Annotated in this window: 14 protein-coding genes; 2 read left to right on the plus strand and 12 right to left on the minus strand. The window is 69.9% G+C overall.

The annotated features are described in order from the left end of the window. Positions 1–95: 95 nt before the first annotated feature. The 10 genes from CQ042_RS07445 to CQ042_RS07490 all read right to left on the minus strand — a co-directional run bounded on the left by CQ042_RS07445 (position 96) and on the right by CQ042_RS07490 (position 12,572). Entirely contained in the window at positions 96–995 is a 900-nt protein-coding gene (locus CQ042_RS07445; RefSeq protein ID WP_258132125.1) for an ABC transporter permease, read from the minus strand. Continuing rightward, a complete protein-coding gene (locus CQ042_RS07450) occupies positions 992–1,942 on the minus strand; it encodes an ABC transporter permease (protein WP_105669852.1) in 951 nt (316 codons plus the stop codon). Before CQ042_RS07450 ends, CQ042_RS07445 begins: the two co-directional genes overlap by 4 nt. Beyond that, the gene (locus CQ042_RS07455) at positions 1,939–3,984 is read right to left on the minus strand and encodes an ABC transporter ATP-binding protein (protein ID WP_105669853.1); all 2,046 of its coding nucleotides are present in this window, start codon (positions 3,982–3,984) and stop codon (positions 1,939–1,941) included. The genes CQ042_RS07450 and CQ042_RS07455 overlap by 4 nt, the downstream gene beginning before the upstream one ends. 175 nt (positions 3,985–4,159) lie before the next feature. Beyond that, positions 4,160–5,215 carry a dipeptidase gene (locus tag CQ042_RS07460; RefSeq protein WP_105669854.1) on the minus strand — a complete coding sequence of 352 codons (1,056 nt, stop codon included), beginning with the start codon at positions 5,213–5,215 and terminating at the stop codon, positions 4,160–4,162. Next, positions 5,212–6,591, minus strand: a complete 1,380-nt coding sequence (locus CQ042_RS07465) for a serine hydrolase (RefSeq protein ID WP_105669855.1) — start codon at positions 6,589–6,591, stop codon at positions 5,212–5,214. Before CQ042_RS07465 ends, CQ042_RS07460 begins: the two co-directional genes overlap by 4 nt. Positions 6,592–6,694: 103 nt before the next feature. Continuing rightward, entirely contained in the window at positions 6,695–7,192 is a 498-nt protein-coding gene (locus tag CQ042_RS07470; protein ID WP_105669856.1) for a methylated-DNA--[protein]-cysteine S-methyltransferase, read from the minus strand. Further along, complete coding sequence (locus CQ042_RS07475; protein ID WP_105669857.1) at positions 7,189–8,709, minus strand: DNA-3-methyladenine glycosylase 2 family protein; 1,521 nt, start codon at positions 8,707–8,709, stop codon at positions 7,189–7,191. Before CQ042_RS07475 ends, CQ042_RS07470 begins: the two co-directional genes overlap by 4 nt. A gap of 169 nt (positions 8,710–8,878) precedes the next feature. Then, positions 8,879–10,486, minus strand: coding sequence for a bifunctional phosphoribosylaminoimidazolecarboxamide formyltransferase/IMP cyclohydrolase (gene purH / locus CQ042_RS07480; RefSeq protein WP_105669858.1), 1,608 nt, complete (start codon positions 10,484–10,486; stop codon positions 8,879–8,881). A 34-nt stretch (positions 10,487–10,520) separates the two neighbouring features. Then, entirely contained in the window at positions 10,521–11,108 is a 588-nt protein-coding gene (gene purN, locus CQ042_RS07485) for a phosphoribosylglycinamide formyltransferase (RefSeq protein WP_105669859.1), read from the minus strand. A gap of 63 nt (positions 11,109–11,171) precedes the next feature. After that, complete coding sequence (locus CQ042_RS07490; RefSeq protein ID WP_105669860.1) at positions 11,172–12,572, minus strand: DUF6350 family protein; 1,401 nt, start codon at positions 12,570–12,572, stop codon at positions 11,172–11,174. Positions 12,573–12,663: 91 nt separating this feature from the next. Between CQ042_RS07490 and CQ042_RS07495 the strand changes: the two genes are divergently transcribed. After that, positions 12,664–14,139 carry an NCS2 family permease gene (locus CQ042_RS07495; protein ID WP_105669861.1) on the plus strand — a complete coding sequence of 492 codons (1,476 nt, stop codon included), beginning with the start codon at positions 12,664–12,666 and terminating at the stop codon, positions 14,137–14,139. A gap of 222 nt (positions 14,140–14,361) precedes the next feature. Here CQ042_RS07495 and CQ042_RS07505 read toward each other — a convergent pair whose 3' ends face one another. Then, positions 14,362–14,772 carry a VOC family protein gene (locus tag CQ042_RS07505; RefSeq protein ID WP_308736978.1) on the minus strand — a complete coding sequence of 137 codons (411 nt, stop codon included), beginning with the start codon at positions 14,770–14,772 and terminating at the stop codon, positions 14,362–14,364. 72 nt (positions 14,773–14,844) lie between these two features. Here CQ042_RS07505 and CQ042_RS07510 point away from each other — a divergent pair, with 72 nt between their 5' ends. Then, the gene (locus CQ042_RS07510; protein WP_105669864.1) at positions 14,845–15,423 is read left to right on the plus strand and encodes a TetR/AcrR family transcriptional regulator; all 579 of its coding nucleotides are present in this window, start codon (positions 14,845–14,847) and stop codon (positions 15,421–15,423) included. A gap of 155 nt (positions 15,424–15,578) precedes the next feature. Here CQ042_RS07510 and sucD read toward each other — a convergent pair whose 3' ends face one another. Next, positions 15,579–16,481: a succinate--CoA ligase subunit alpha gene (gene sucD / locus CQ042_RS07515; protein ID WP_105669865.1), complete on the minus strand. Its 903-nt coding sequence runs from the start codon at positions 16,479–16,481 to the stop codon at positions 15,579–15,581. Positions 16,482–16,497: the final 16 nt, after the last annotated feature.

A 16,497-nucleotide genomic window follows, 5' to 3' on the forward strand; every position in this document is an offset into this window, starting at 1 on the left:
GTGCAGCATCCCCATCCTGCGCCGTTCAGGGATCCCGACATATTCGTCTCGCACCATCCGTCGACGCCGACACAGGTCCGACATGGGCGCGCCGCTCACACGTCGCGGTGGTCGATGGCGTCGCGCAGCGCATCGCCCAGGAGGTTCAGCGCGAGCACCGTGAGCACGATGCACACGCCGACGGGGTAGATGAGCCACCAGTAGTCCGCCGCCAGGAACGACACGCCGCTGGAGAGCTGGCTGCCCCAGTCCGTGACGGGATAGCTGAGCCCGAAGCCGAGATACCCGAGCGCGGCGAGCACCAGGATCGAGTCGGCCACCTGGAACGTGAGATTGACGATGATCACGCCGAACGTGTTCGGGATGAGGTGGCGGAAGATGAGGCGCCGATTGCTCGCGCCCATCAGGCGGGCCGCCGACACGAACTCGCGCACACGGAGCGACAGCACCTCACCGCGGATGAGTCGCGCCGCGATCAGCCAGGAGAAGCCACCGATCACCAGGCTCAGGGTGAGCGGAGTGGGAGTGAACCGGGCGGCGATGATCAGCACGAAGAACAGGAAGGGGATCGACAGCAGCACATCGACGATGCGCATCATGACGCCGTCGACGACACCGCCGACGAGACCGGCGACCGCGCCGTAGAGCGTGCCGAGCGTCGTGGCGAACACCGCAGCGAGCAGACCGATCTGCAGCGAGATCTGTCCGCCCTGCATCAGCCGGCCGAGCACGTCGAAGCCGTTGCTGTCGGTGCCGAGCGGGAACCCGTCTCCCGGAGGGAGTGCGGCGTTGAGGAGGTCGACATCCGTCTGGTTGGTCGGATAGACGATCGGCCCCAGGAAGCAGAACAGCACGAGGACGACCAGGATGAGCACACCCGCCATGCCCTGCTTGCTGTGCCAGAGCGCACTCAGCACCGCGGACCGGGAGATCGGGTTGCGGGTGGCGAGGACCGGGAGCTCCTCCCCGGTGATCTCGGAACGTGCGGAGCTCACGCGCCCACCTCGATCCGTCGGTCGGCGCGGGCGACCACGAGGTCGGCGACGAGGTTGCCGACGACGGTGAGTGCCCCGCCGATGAGGGTGTACGCGAGCAGCACCGGATAGTCCTCTCGATGCAGGCTGTTCAGGAAGAGCAGCCCGAGTCCCGGATAGTTGAAGACCGACTCGACGATGAGGTTTCCGGCGAGCAGGGTCGGGATCAGCACACCCACCAGCGTGATGATCGGCGTGATGGCGTTGCGGAGCAGATGCCGGGTGAGGACGATCCGCTCGGACGCCCCCTTGGCGCGCGCCACCGTGATGTAGTCCATGCCGAGCTGTTCCAGCGCCGACGATCGCTGGTACTGGGAGAAGACGACGACGTTGGTCACCGCCAGCGTGATGAGCGGCAGCGCCATCGACCGCGGATCGGTGAACACCACCCACGGCGACGTGGACTGCGACGCCTCGGCGGGGAACAGCGGGATCGCCTGGCTGAACACGCCGATCAGCACGAGCGCGATCAGGAACGACGGCGTCGCGTAGAGCAGGTAGGAGACCGACGTCGCGGCCCGATCGACGAAGCGCCCGCGACGGACGGCCTGGAGGATCCCGAGCGGGATGGCGATCACGAGGGCGAGGATCAGGCCGGTGAGGGAGAGCACCGCGCTGCGCGGTGCGTTCTGCAGCAGCAGGGTGCTGACATCCTCGTTCAGCTTGTACGAGCGGCCGAGGTCGCCCTGCAGCAGCTGCCCGAGGTAGTCGATGTACTGGATCAGCACCGGCCGATCGAAGCCGTTCTCCTGGTTGAACGCATCGACGGCGGCTTGACTCGCCTGCTGACCGAGCACCGCGCGCCCCGGGCTGTCCGAGATGAGATGGAGCATCAGGAAGACGACGAGCGAGATTCCCAGGAGCACCACGATCGACACGAGGATGCGGCGGACGACGAACCCGATCACGAGAGCACCGGCTCTTCCGTCGCGACGCCCGTGGGGCGGGTCTTCGGCTGCAGCGGGAAGTGGCAGGCCACGTCGTGATCGGCGCCGACCGCCTCGAGCGTCGGCTCGACCGTCGCGCACAGCGCGGTCGCGAGCGGACAGCGGGTGCGGAAGCGGCACCCGCTCGGGGGATCGAGCGGGCTGGGCAGTTCACCGCGCACGCGCTCCGCGGGGGCGTCCGCATCGGGGTCGGCCACGGGGACGGCCGCCAGCAGGCCGGCCGTGTACGGGTGCGCGGGGCGGGAATACACCTCGGCGGTCTCGCCGACCTCGACCAGCGCCCCGAGGTACATCACCCCGACGCGGTCGACCAGATAGCGCACGACCGCGAGGTCGTGCGAGATCACGACGCTCGAGAGGCCGCGGTCGAGCTGGATCGTTCGCATGAGGTTGAGCACCTGGGAGCGGATCGAGACGTCCAGGGCGCTGACCGGCTCGTCGGCCACCAGCACATCGGGGTCGAGGGCGAGTGCGCGTGCCAGGCCGATGCGCTGGCGCTGGCCGCCGGAGAGCTCGTGCGGATAGCGCTCCAGGATCGAGGCGCCGAGCCCGACGCTCGTGAGGAGCGCGGTCACGTGTTCCTTACGCGCGGCCGCGGTGCCGATGCCCTGGATCGCGAGGGGCTCGCGCAGGATGTCGTCGATGCGCATCTTCGGGTCGAGGGAGGCATGCGAGTCCTGGAACATCATCTGCAGCTTCGCCCGACGGGGCCCGAGCTGTCGGGAACGCAGGCCGGAGATCGACGCTCCGTCAAGGAGGACCTGTCCGGAGGTGGGACGGTCCAGCGCGACGAGCATCCGCCCGAGCGTCGACTTCCCGCAGCCGGATTCGCCGACGAGTCCGAACGCCTCTCCCGCCCGAACCTCGAAGCTCACCCCGGCGACGGCCTTCACCGACCGCTTCCGCCCGAACAGCCCGCGCGCGGAGACGGGATGCTCCTTGCGCAGGTCCACGACCTGCAGGCGCGGCGGGGCGGAGATCGACGAGGCCGCCTCCGGATCGGGCTCGCGGAAGCGGCGCGAGGTGATCGTGACCGCCGTCTCCTGCGCCGGGTTCCAGCACGTGAACGTGTGTCCCTCCCCCGGACCGCTCGTGGAGACGGGTGTCTCGACCCGGCACCGCTCGGTCGCGGCGGGGCAGCGCGGAGCGAACCGGCACCCGACCTGTGGGGAGGCCGGGTCCGGCGGCGAGCCGGGGATGCTGAACAGTTCGAGGTCGCGGTCCTGGGCGAGCGACGGGATCGAGGACAGCAGCGCGTGCGTGTACTGGTGCCGCGTGTGGCGGAAGATGTCTGCCGTCGTCCCGGTCTCGACGAGTCGGCCGCCGTACATGACCCCGACCCGGTCCGCGTGCCTGGCGACGACCCCCATGTCGTGCGTGACCAGGATCATCGCCATGCCGAGCTGATCCTTGAGCCCGCCGAGGAGTTCGAGGATCTCGGCTTGGATGGTCACGTCGAGAGCCGTCGTCGGCTCGTCGGCGATCAGCACCCGCGGTTCGCAGATCAGCGCCATGGCGATCATGACGCGCTGGCGCATCCCGCCGGACAGCTGGTGCGGGAAGTCGCCCATCCGCTCGCGGGGGTGCGGGATGCCGACGAGCGCCAGCATCTCCTCGGCCCGCGCGCGGGCATCGCGCCGCGACATCGTTCGGTGCAGCCGCAGCGGTTCGGCGACCTGATCGCCGATGCTCCTGGTGGGGTTGAGCGAGGTCATCGAGTCCTGGAACACCATGGAGATGTCATTGCCTCGCAGCGCCCGATAGTCCGCGGCGCCGAGTCCGATGAGCTCGGTCCCGTCGAAATCGATCGAACCGCTGGTGACCGCGCTGCCGGCGGGGAGCATGCCCATCACGGCGAGTCCGGTCATGGACTTCCCTGACCCCGTCTCTCCCACGATGCCCAGGGTCTCGCCCCGATGCAGAGTGAGGTCGACGCCGGTGACCGGGCGCACGGTGCGGTCACCGCGGCGGATCTCCACCGACAGGTCTCGAATCGTCAGCATCCCGCGCTCCCTTGCGACTTCGTGGGCGTGCTCGCGGTCCCGGGTCGGGTCCGCCGCTCTCCCGATACTGCGCCACGCGTCGAGCGCAGCGTTCGTTGCGACTGTCGAACGACGACACCGCTGTTCGTCGAAGTCGACGAAGAGCGCGAATCGGACCGAACGCGTGGGGTTTCGCTCAGCCGTGGGCCGTGCGCGTGCCGCCGAGCTCCGACCGGAGGAAGCGCTGCACGTTGCCGCCGAGCACGGCGAGGATATCAGCCTCCGGCCAGCCGCGACGAAGCAGCGCCTCGGTCACGAGCGGGAGTCCGGTCGGCCCCTCGAGACCCGGAAGGTACCTGTCGGCGGGCACCCCCTCGATCGTCGTCTGCACGCAGCACGGTGCCGTGGTGTCGTCCAGCACCTCACGGACGAAGTCCGGCCCCATCCCGACGTGTTCGATGCCGGCGACCGACACCACCCGCTCGAAGTGGTCGATCAGGGTGTCGATCGTGTACTCGCTCGGGTGCAGGTAGGGAGCGAAGAAGTTGACGCACACGACTCCCCCACCCCGTGCGACCCCGGCGATCTGCGCGTCGGTGAGATTGCGGTGGTGGTCGAACAGCGCTCGCACCGACGAATGCGTCGCCATGACCGGACGTGTGGCGAGCTCGAGCACGTGATCGACGCCGCCCGCGCCCAGGTGGCTGATGTCGAACACCATCCCGATGCGCTCCATCTCGGCGAGTGCTCTGATCCCGGTCCTGGTGAGTCGACTGCCGGCGGCGTCCTCGCCGCTGCCGTCGGCGAAGGCGCTGCGCCCGAAGTGCGCGACCGACCCCACCCGCACGCCCAGGCGGTGCACCGTCTCCAGCAGCTCGACGTCGTCGGCGATGCCCGGCATGCCCTCGAGCGCCAGCACCAGCGCGATGCGCCCCTCGGCGATCACCCGATCGATGTCGTCGCCGTCCAGGCACAGTCCCACGGTATCCGCGTTGCCCTCGACCACCCGGTGGGCGGCCTCGATCATGCGCAGGGTGCGACGCAACGCCCCTTCGGGACGATAGACCTCGTCGATGAACACCGGCAGGATCTGCAGATCCACACCGCCCGCCTGCAGCTGCGGGAGCCACTGCGCGCGGAAGAAGTCCGACCACTGCTCCGAGGGGCGACTCGCCACCGCGCACAGCAGGTCGTTGTGCGCGTCCGCGACGACGGCGCGGTGGTGCAGGTCGAGGGCGTCGGCGCGGGTCATGCGTCCATTCTCCGATCGGCACGGCCGGTATGCAGGTACAGCGCGCGGCCGGTCCCGTCATCTCCGAGGAAGGCGACAGGCTGAGGAACGCCCCGTTCGGGTTGCACGGGCAGCAGGACGTCGTGGTGCCAGGCCACGAGCTCCGTACGATACGGCAGATCGCCGAGTTCGGCGACGACACCGTGCGGGGTGCGTTCGAGCAAGAGCCGCCCGTCTGCCGAGCGGCTGATCGTCGTGATCGCGGTGCTCGATGCGTAGCGGCCCACATACCGCTCGACCGCCGCGGGTGCGGGGCCGGTCGGCGTGGGCGTGACGCGCGGCGGGACGTCGGCGAGGTCGTGCAGCACGCGGTCGACGATCGTCGCGAACACCGGATGCGGAGCTCCGCCGTTCGCGAGGATCGCGATGACGAGATCGTGTTCCGGGACCAGCCTCAGCGATGCCGACTGACCGATGGTGTTGCCGTCGTGCCCGATCACCCGAGGACCGCCGCGGTCGAACAGCTCCCACCCGAGGCCCCACGCCGAGCCCTGATCGATGTCGGGGAGCCTGACCTGTCCACGCTGCATCTCGGTGACGGCCGCGGCGGAGAGGATCCTGGTTCCGCCGCGCGCGGTGCCTCCCCGGAGATGCATCCGCCCGAAGGACAGCAGATCTGCGGCGCTCATCGCGAGCACGGACCCGGCAGGGCTGCCCGAACGCTCCATCGCCCACACGCCCGTGGGTGCGAGGGAGCCCGCCTCGTCTTCGAGATGTCCGACGGCGGCCCGGTGCAGGATCGCCTCTGCCGCGTTCACGGCGCCGTGCCGCAGGTCGAGAGGATCGAGCAGGCACCGCCGGAGCACCCGGTCGTACGGCTCGCCGCGCAGCACCTCGACGATCCTGCCCAGGGTGGAGAAGCCGGCGTTGTTGTACGAGAACATCACGCCGGGTGCGAACAGCTGCGGTGTGCCGGCGAGGATCTCGACATAGCGTTCCAGACAGTCGTCACCCGGTCCCGTGTCGACGAAGACGTCGCCCTCGAATCCGGAGGTGTGGCTGAGCAGCTGCCGGATCGTCACCCGCTCGGACGCCGCCTCCTCGGCGACCCGGAACCCGGGGAGCACGTCGCGCACCGCGGCATCGAGATCGAGCCGACCTTCGTCGACGAGCTGCATCACGAGCGTCGCCGTGAACACCTTCGTCACGGAGCCGATCTGGAACACCGAGTCGCGGGTCGCCTCGACTCCGGTCGCCAGGCTGAGCGTGCCGCCCGCCCACGCGGCCACCTCGTCTCCCCTCCCGATCGCCAGGGAGAGCGCGGGAACGCGGTGCGCGGAGACGAGTTCCGGCACGCGCCGTTCGACCCACTCGCGGACGTCTTCGAGCTGCGGCATCCGCCCTCCTCCGTGTCTGCGGACGGGACGAGCCTAGGTCGCGATCACACGCCGGAGTTCGTCGGGATGCACCATCCCGACTCCTCGGGCTGGTGCATCCGGATCAACGAGCGGCGGCTTCGCGCGCCAGGAGGCTCTCCTTGACCTCGAGCCCCCAGGCGAATCCGCCGAGGGTGCCGTCGGTGCGGAGCACCCGGTGGCAGGGCACGAACAGGGCCGGCGCGTTGCGTGCGCAGATCGATGCCGCGGCGCGCACCGCGCTCGGATTGCCCAGCTGCGTCGCGAAGCCGGTGTAGGTGAGGGGCCCGCCCGGTTCGATCGCACGAAGCGCGGACCATCCCGCGAGCTGCAGCGCGGTGCCGGACTGCTTCACGGCGACGGCGTCGATCGCCGCGAGGTCGCCCGCGTAGTAAGCCACGACGGCCGCGGCGGCATCCGTCTCGCCCTCGCGCAGGTCTTCGGGGCGGGTCGCGGCGGGCAACCGTCCGAGGATGGCCTCGACGTCGGACGTCCAACCGGAGGACAGCACGCGCTGGCGCTCGTCGGTGAGGATCGTGAAGGCGCCGTCCGGCGTCTCGATGGTCTGGATGAGGGCGGTCATGAGGTCTCCTTCGTCGTGGTGTCTTCGATGAGGGCGGGGCGTGTCGCGGATGCCGCGCGCCGCGGGCCTGCAGGGCGCACCGGGGCGGCGCGCCAGAGGTGTGCGCTGAGATAGCTGCGCCAGGGTGCCGTGCGCTCCGCCCAGGCCGTGAGCGGTCTCGCCTCCCCGGGGAGCCCCGCGGACGCGGCACCGGCACGCAGCGCGACGTCGCCGGGGAGCAGGATGTCGGGGTCGCCGAGCACGCGCATGCGCACATAGTCGGCCGTCCACGGGCCGATGCCCGGCATCGCCAGTAGTGCGCTGCGCTGCTCGACGCCGTCGTCGCCGACCGTGAGCCGCAGCACGCCGTCGGCGAGTGCGGCGGCGGCACCGGTGATGGCACGGATGCGCGCGGCGGGGCCGCGGAGGACGTCGGCGCCGTGCTCCGCGATGGCCGCCATGGTGGGGAACAGCACCCCGTCTGCGGTGCGCTCCCCCAGCGCGTCTGTGAGAGCAGTGAGCGCGGTGCGGGCGGCGACCACCGTGATCTGCTGTCCGACCATCGCCCGGATGAGCATCTCGTGCGGGTCGGCCGACCCCGGCACGCGGATACCGGGTGTACGCGCCACCAGAGGGGCGAGCTCGGCGTGCGCGGAGAGTGCCTCATCGATCGCCAGCGGGTCGGCGTCGAGGTCGAAGATGCGACGGACGGTCGACACCAGCGGCGCCAGGTCACCCAGCCGTGCGACGCGGGCACGCAGATGGAGACGGCCCGCCTCGTCCTGGCTCACCTCGAACCAGGCGGGGCCGCCCGACATCCGCAGATGCCGGGCGAACGAGGTCACCGTCGTCTCCTCGACACCGGGAACGGCGCGCGCCGCCATCCAGGCGAAGATGCCGCTCGCATCGAGCGGGCCGCGGGAGGGCAGCACGAGGTCGATCGCGCCGGGGACGGCGGAGGCGGGCAGCCGTCGACGCGCCCTGAGCTCACCGGGAGTGAGGCCGAACACCTCGCGGATCGTGTCGTTGCACTGACGGATGCTGGCGAACCCGGCCGAGAAGGCGACATCGGAGATCGGCATGTCGGTGCCGACGAGCAGCATCCGCGCCGTGTGCGCACGGTGCGCCCTGGCCAGTGCGAGCGGTCCTGCACCGAGTTCGGTCGTGAGCAGTCGCGTGAGGTGCCGACTGGAGTAGCCGAGGCGTGCGGCGAGGCCGGGAACCCCTTCGCGCTCCACGACCCCGTCGGAGATCAGGCGCATGGCCCGCGCCGCCGTGTCTCCGCGGAGGTCCCAGGCGGGTGAGCCGGGAGCCGCCTCGGGCAGGCAGCGCTTGCAGGCCCGGTATCCGGCCTCATGCGCGGCGGCGCTGGTGGGATAGAACGTCACGTTCTCCGGTTTGGGGGTGCGCGCGGGGCAGCTCGGGCGGCAGTAGATCCCGGTCGAGCGCACGGCCGTCACGAACTGCCCGTCGAAGCGGGTGTCCCGCGCGCTGATCGCACGGTAGCGCTCGTCGAAGTCGATCACGGGGAAGCTCATGCCCCCACTCTGTCACGCGCCACCGACCTCGACTGGCGGAAATCGGACATCACCGTGGGTGCGTTCCGAGATCGCCTTCTCGCGCCGAGACCCCGACCTGCAGACGTGCGCAGGCCGGGGTCTCGGCGGTAAGCGGGGGTTTCGGCGGGGCGCCTCAGTGGAGGGCGCCTCAGTGGAAGAAGTGACGCTCCCCGGTGAAGAACATCGTGACGCCGGCCTTGCGGGCCGCGTCGACGACCTCCTCATCGCGCACCGAACCGCCGGGCTGCACGATCGCCGTGACGCCGGCATCGATCAGCACCTGGGCCCCATCCGCGAACGGGAAGAAGGCATCGGATGCCGCGACCGATCCGGCTGCGCGGTCCCCCGCGCGCTCGACGGCGAGCCGGCACGAGTCGACGCGGTTGACCTGGCCCATGCCGACACCAACCGTGGCGTTGTCCTTCGCGAGGACGATCGCATTCGACTTGACCGCGCGGCAGGCCTTCCACGCGAAGATCAGGTTCTCCATCTCCTCGTCGCTCGGGCGCTCACCCGAGACGAGCTCCCAGTTCTTCGCGACCGAGACGATGTCGTCCGGGAACCGGTCCGCATCCTGCAGCAGCAGGCCCCCGGAGACGAGGCGCACGTCCATGCGCTCCTGCTGCCAGTCCTGAGGCAGCTGCAGCAGACGCAGGTTCTTCTTCGCCTTGAACACCTCGAGCGCGGCCGGCTCGAACGACGGCGCGACGATGACCTCGGTGAAGATGTCCTTGAGGTTCTCGGCCATCTTGAGGGTCACGGTGCCGTTGGCGGCGATCACGCCACCGTATGCCGAGACCGGGTCGCACTCGTGGGCGCGCAGATGCGCACTGGCGATCGGGTCGAGGGCGTTCGGCGCGGTGGTCGCGATCCCGCAGGGGTTCGCATGCTTGATGATCGCGACGGCCGGCTTGACCATGTCGTAGGCGGCGCGCAGCGCGGCATCCGCATCGACGTAGTTGTTGTAGGACATCTCCTTGCCCTGCAGCTGCGTGGCCTGGGCGATGCCGTGTCCGCCGGCGCGGGTGTAGATCGCGCCGCGCTGGTGCGAGTTCTCGCCGTACCGGAGCGTGGCGAGGCGCTCGGCCTGGATGGTGAGGTGCGTGGGGAGGTCGCCCTCGTCCTGCAGCGTGCCCTCGGCGAACCACGAGGCGACGGCCGTGTCGTAGGCGGCCGTGTGGGAGAACGCACGGGCGGCCAGCTCGCGGCGCTGCGACACCGAGGTGCCGCCCTCGGCGATCGCGGAGATGATGCCGGGGTACGACTGGGGCGAGACGACGATCGCGACGTTGGCGTGGTTCTTCGCCGCAGCGCGCACCATCGCGGGTCCACCGATGTCGATCTGCTCGACCACATCGTCGCCGACGGCGCCCGAGGCGACGGTCTCGACGAACGGGTAGAGGTTCACGACGACGAGCTCGAACGGCGTGATGTCGAGCTCGGCGAGCTGACGCTCGTGGTCCTCGAGGCGCAGATCGGCGAGCAGACCGCCGTGGATCTTCGGGTGCAGCGTCTTGACACGGCCGTCGAGCATCTCGGCGACACCCGTGACGGCCGCGACGTCGGTGACGGCGATGCCGGCTTCGCGGATCGTCGAGGCCGTCGAACCGGTCGAGACGATCTCCACACCGGCCTCGGCGAGAGCTGCGGCCAGGACGAGCAGGTCGGTCTTGTCGCTCACCGAGACGAGCGCGCGCCGGATCGGCACGGTGTCGCGATCGCGGTAGAGCGTGGGGTCGTGGCGGGGGCCGGCCATGATGGGCTCCTTCGTGCGGGGCGTCGGGTGGGGGTCAGGAGGAAGGCTTCAGTGCGAGTTCGCCGGTGGCGATGCCGCGGACGACGTCGATGAGCAGTCGACGTTCGACAGGTTTGATGCGCTCGTGCAGGCTGTGCTCGGTGTCGCCGTCGAGGATCGCGACGCGCTCCTGCGCGAGGATCGGACCGGAGTCGACGCCGTCGTCGACGACGATCACGCTCGCACCGGTCTCGGTCGCGCCGGCCGCGAGAGCGTCGCGGACGCCGTGCGCCCCGGGGAACTCCGGCAGGAACGCCGGATGGGTGTTGATCAGGCGCGGCGAGTACTCGGCCACGAGCGCCGACGGCAGCAGACGCATGAGCCCGCTGAGCACCACGAGGTCCGGGTTCCAGACGGCGAGCTGACGCGACAGCTCCTCACCCCAGGCCTCGCGGCCGTCATGCTCGTGCCACGGCACCGTGAAGCTGGGGATGCCGAATTCCTCGGCATGGGCGAGCCCATCGGCTTCGCGGTCGGCACCGACGACGATCACCCTGGCGGGGAAATCGGGATGACGAGCGGCCTCGAGGAGGGCGCGAAGGTTCGAGCCGGTGCCCGAGATGAGAACGGCGACCGTGAGCACGCGCCCAGTCTACCGGGGCGTGCAGCCCGGTTCTGCCCGCCGGCCGCTGCAAGAGGAGCGCCGTCAGTCCCGCCGATCCCCCCGGCCGGGATCGGGCACGTCGAAGCCGCGCAGATCGTCCAGCGGTGCCGTGTCGTCGAAGGGCGAGGGGTCGGTGCGCGGTGCTCCGTCGAACGGCGATCCGCCTGCCGCGGCGGGTGCGACGCCCGCGTCGAACTCCGTCATCTCGGCGATCCAGCGGTCGGTGCGCTCCTCGGCCAGCTCGTCGCGATGGCGTGGGGAGAGCAGCAGGATCGCGGCGCCGAGGAGAACCTCCAGGCCGAGCGCGAGCATGAACGGCAATGCGGCGGGGCCGACGTCCGACAGTCGGCCGGGACCCATCGACCCGTTCGCGAGCACCGCGGCGAGGCCGGCGATGCCGGCGCTGGCACCCGCGATTCCGACGGCGATCGCGGCGCGCGGCAGCATGCCGAGAGGCGTTCCCTCCCAGACGAGACGCGAGCGCACCGCCCATCCGGCGAAGGCGCCGGCCGCGATCGGCACGAGCACGACGATCAGCATCCAGATCGAGCTGTTCTCCGGCAGCAGCCCGAACACCGGGATGCCGGGTACGACACCCAGCTGCGTGCCGGCCGGCGACACCGCGGTGCCCACGCCGACCGCGAAGCCGGGCCCGGCGAGCCACGACGCCGTCCACACGATCAGCGTCGGCAGATAGACGAGCTGGGCGAGGGTCATCACCGTCGCCCCGAGTGCATCGACGCGGGCGGCCTGGAACAGGGCGACGACCTCGCCGCCGCGGAACAACGTGGTGACGGCGAGCGCCAGCGCGGCGGCGCCGACGACCCCGACGAGGACGAACGCCGCGCCGCGCACGATCGCGGGCGCGACGGGCGCCCAGTCCTCATGCGCATCGAGCCGGTCATGCAGACGGTCGAGGATCCCGCCGTCCCCTTCGTCCCACGCGATCCGGATGCCCCCGCACAGGGCTCCGAAGAGGTAGACGGCAGCGGGGAGGAGGATCGCGAGCGGCAGCGGTGTCTGCACCGCATCCAGTCGTGCCGTCAGCGCCACGCCCGTCGAGATGGCCGCGAACACGACGGCGCCGGACAGCGAGCCGAGCAGCCATGCCCCGGCCGTCGCCGCCCGGCCTCCGGAGCGCGCCGCGAACAGGAGGGTGAAGAGCAGGAACGCCAGGGGCGTGATCGACACCGCGAAGGAGGCCGCCTGCGGTGGGATCGCGAGGGCGACGAGGAGCTCGTCCGGGATCGTGACGGCGAGCGGCACCCCGTGTCCGAACTCCCAGAGGGTGCCCGTGAGCGGCCAGAGCGCGCCCCAGTCAGCGGTGATGCCGAACGCGAGCGTCCACAGCAGCGTCAGCGGCGCCAGCAGCGCGACGAGACCGACCGCTGCCGCGATGGCGGCGTCGAAGGCGGCGAGGAGCGCGACGAGGAGGCGTTGCATAGCGTTTCGAGACTACGACGAGTTGCCGACGAAGCTCTGGGGGCGCGCGTGGGGGTCGGCGACACGATAGCGTTTCTCCGGAGGTTTCCCGATGACAACTGCCCCGCCCGCCCCGGCATCCACCGAGCCCAAGAACTCCCTGGACCGCTTCTTCGAGATCAGCAAGCGCGGATCCACGATCGGCACCGAGATCCGAGGGGGCCTGGTGACGTTCGTCACGATGGCGTACATCGTGATCCTCAACCCGATCATCCTCTCCGGCAAGCCCGATGTCGCCGGCGACATGCTCAGCTTCAACGCCGTGGGGGCCGCCACCGCGCTGACCGCCGGCGTGATGACGATCCTGTTCGGACTCGTCACGCGCCTGCCGTTCGGCTTCGCTGCGGGACTCGGCATCAACGCCTTCGTCGCGTTCTCGGTCGTCGGCCAGGTGACCTGGCCCGAGGCCATGGCGCTCGTGATGATCAACGGCGTCGTGATCGTGCTGCTCGCCGCCACCGGGCTGCGGAAGGCGATCTTCGACGCGGTGCCGTTCCAGCTGAAGATCGCGATCACGGTCGGCATCGGCCTGTTCATCGCATTCATCGGCTTCGTGAACTCCGGCTTCGTCACCGCGACCGGCGCGACGTCGCCGCCTGTCGGACTCGGCGTGAACGGCTCGGTCGCGACCGTGCCGAGCCTGCTCTTCGTGATCACGCTGTTGCTCACCGGCATCCTCGTCGCCCTCAAGATCAAGGGCGGCATGCTGATCGGCCTGATCGGCGGCACGGTGCTCGCGGTCATCGTCGAGGCGATCTGGCACATCGGAGCCCGCGGCTTCGACGACGAGGGCAACGTGGTCAACCCCGGCGGCTGGGGCCTCACGGTTCCCGCACTCAGCGGTTCGCCCGTCGGCATCCCCGACCTCAGCCTGATCGGTGCCGTCGACTTCAGCTTCGACCTGAGCAAGGTCAGCCTGGTCGCGATCGTGATGATCGTCTTCACGCTGCTCTTCACGAACTTCTTCGACGCCATGGGCACCATGACCGGTCTCGCCAAGGAGGCGAACCTCGCCGACGACAACGGTGACTTCCCCCGGATCAAGTCGGCGCTGGTCGTCGAAGGCGTCGGCGCGATCGCCGGTGGTGCGACGTCCTCCTCCTCGAGCACGGTCTTCATCGAGTCGGGCGCCGGCATCGGCGAGGGCGCTCGCACGGGGCTCGCGAACGTCGTCACCGGCGTCGTGTTCCTGATCGCGATGTTCCTGACCCCGCTGACATCGATCGTCCCGACCGAGATCGCCGCCGCTGCGCTGATCATCGTCGGAGCCATGATGATGGCGCAGATCCGCTACATCGACTTCACGGACTTCCGCGTGCTGCTGCCGGTGTTCCTCACCGTCTCGGTCATGCCGCTGACCTACTCGATCGCGAACGGCATCGGCGCGGGTTTCGTCAGCTGGGTGCTCATCCACGCGTTCTCCGGCAAGGCCAAGACCATCAGCCCGCTGCTGTGGGTCGTCGGCGCCGGGTTCCTGATCTTCTTCGCCCGAGGGCCGATCGAGGCCCTCTTCGGCGTCGGGATCTGACACCCGCCGTCACCCTCCCCCTGCCGGGCACACCTGCCCGCCGGCCACCTCCCCTGCCCCGCCCCGGTGCAGGGACAGGTGCAGGGGCAGGGGCAGGGGCAGATGCCGGTGCAGGTGCAAGTGCAGGTGCAGGTGCAGGTGCAGGACGAAACGCCAGATGTCGGACCGTATGCGAGAACGGGTCCGACATCTGGCGTTTCGGCGTCCCCGCGGAGCGGCAGTTCACCCTTGCGCGTAGGCGGCGGCGAACTCCGCAGACGGCTCGATCGGCTCGATCACGTCGATCAGCACCCCGCCGGGCGCCTCGACGATGAAGTGCCGCTGACCGAAGGCCTCGTCCCGGAGGGGCAGGCGCTCCGGGAGGCCGCGCTCCCCCACGAGGCGCGCGTGCGCGGCAGCCGCGTCCGAGACCTCGACGTTGAGCAGCAGCCCGCGCACCGGCTCTCGGAATCCGTCGGGGATGGTCTCGTGCGTGCGATCGAGGATCGCGAGCTCGCCGCCGTCGAAGCGCAGGCTCACGTACCAGTCGGCCTCGAACGTCGTCTCGAAGCCGAGTTCTTCGCGATAGAAGCGCGTCGCCGCGGCGACGTCGTCCACCATCAGCACCGGGTAGAAGCTCGTGATCTCCATCATCTCTCCTTTTACATACAGCGTGTTTGTATCCGTGAGGTTAGGATACATACACCACGCCCGTAAAGGAACCCCATGCCTCGAGCATCCGCCGCCGCCGCCGCCGAGACCGCCCGACGGATCCTGGATGTCGCCACGACGCAGTTCGCCGCGCTCGGATACGCCGCAGCATCGGTCGACGAGATCGCGCGCCTCGCCGGAGTCACCCGGGGTGCGGTCTACCACCACTACACGTCGAAGCCGTTGCTGTTCACCGCCATCGCCGAAGAGCAGCAGCGGATGGTCGCCGCGGCCATCGTGGACGCGACGACCCGCAGTGGTCCGGACGCTGCGCTCCGCGACGGCAGCCACGCGTTCCTCGACGCCATCACCCAGGGAGCGGCATCGCGGATCCTGCTCGTCGACGGCCCGGCCGTGCTCGGTTGGGAGGAGTGGCGGCGACTCGATGCGGAAGGCCCCGAGCAGGAGCTGCGCGCGGGCCTGCGCGAAGCCGGGGCATCCCCCGTGCTTCTGGACGCACTGGCGGCGGCGCTCTCCGGAGCGATGAACGAGCTCGCTCTCTGGCTCGCCGCGCATCCGGATGACGCTGAGGCCACAGTGCGGGCCCACTCCGCACTCGACGGCATTCTGGATGCGGTGACCATGCGCAGCTGACACCCCCGACCGTCGCGCCCCGCACGAAGCTCACGGGAGGCTGGGCGTGCTGCGGGCAGCCGTCCAGGCACCTCGCGACTGACCGAGCCACTCGATGGGCATGAAAGAAGGCCCCGGAGTGGAGTCCGGGGCCTTCAGATCAAGCGTAGCTCAGATCAGAGCGCTTCGATGATCGCGCGCATCAGGTCGGCCGTCTCGGACGGCGTCTTGCCGACCTTGACACCGGCGGCCTCGAGGGCCTCCTTCTTCGCCTGAGCGGTACCGGCCGAGCCGGAGACGATCGCGCCGGCGTGACCCATGGTCTTGCCCTCGGGAGCCGTGAAGCCCGCGACGTAGCCGACGACCGGCTTCGTGACGTTCGCCTTGATGTAGTCGGCGGCACGCTCCTCGGCGTCGCCGCCGATCTCACCGATCATGACGATGGCCTTGGTCTCGGGGTCGGCCTCGAACGCGGCGAGCGCGTCGATGTGCGTGGTGCCGATGACCGGGTCGCCGCCGATGCCGATGGCGGTGGAGAAGCCCAGGTCGCGCAGCTCGAACATCATCTGGTAGGTCAGGGTGCCCGACTTCGACACGAGGCCGATCGGTCCCTTGCCCGTGATGTTCGCCGGCGTGATGCCGACGAGCGCCTCGCCCGGCGTGATGATGCCGGGGCAGTTCGGGCCGATGATGCGGGTCTTGTTGCCCTTGCTCTGCGCGTAGGCCCAGGCCTCGGCCGAGTCGCCGACAGGTACACCCTCGGTGATCACGACGAGCAGCGGGATCTCGGCGTCGACGGCCTCGATCATCGCGTCCTTCGTGAAGGCGCCGGGCACGAAGGCGATCGACACGTCGGCGCCGGTCTCCTTCATGGCCTCGGCGACCGAGGCGAAGACGGGCAGCTCGACGGCGTTGCCGTCCTTATCGGTGTGCGAGACCGTGGTTCCGGCCTTGCGGGCGTTGACGCCACCGACGACCTGGGTGCCGGCCTTGAGCATCAGCGCGGTGTGCTTGGTGCCCTCACCGCCGGTGATGCCCTGGACGATGACCTTGGAGTCCTTGTTGAGGTAGATCGACATTCTTCTCGTCCTTCAG

It is taken from the genome of Microbacterium sp. MYb62, assembly GCF_002979475.1.
Lineage (GTDB): Bacteria > Actinomycetota > Actinomycetes > Actinomycetales > Microbacteriaceae > Microbacterium.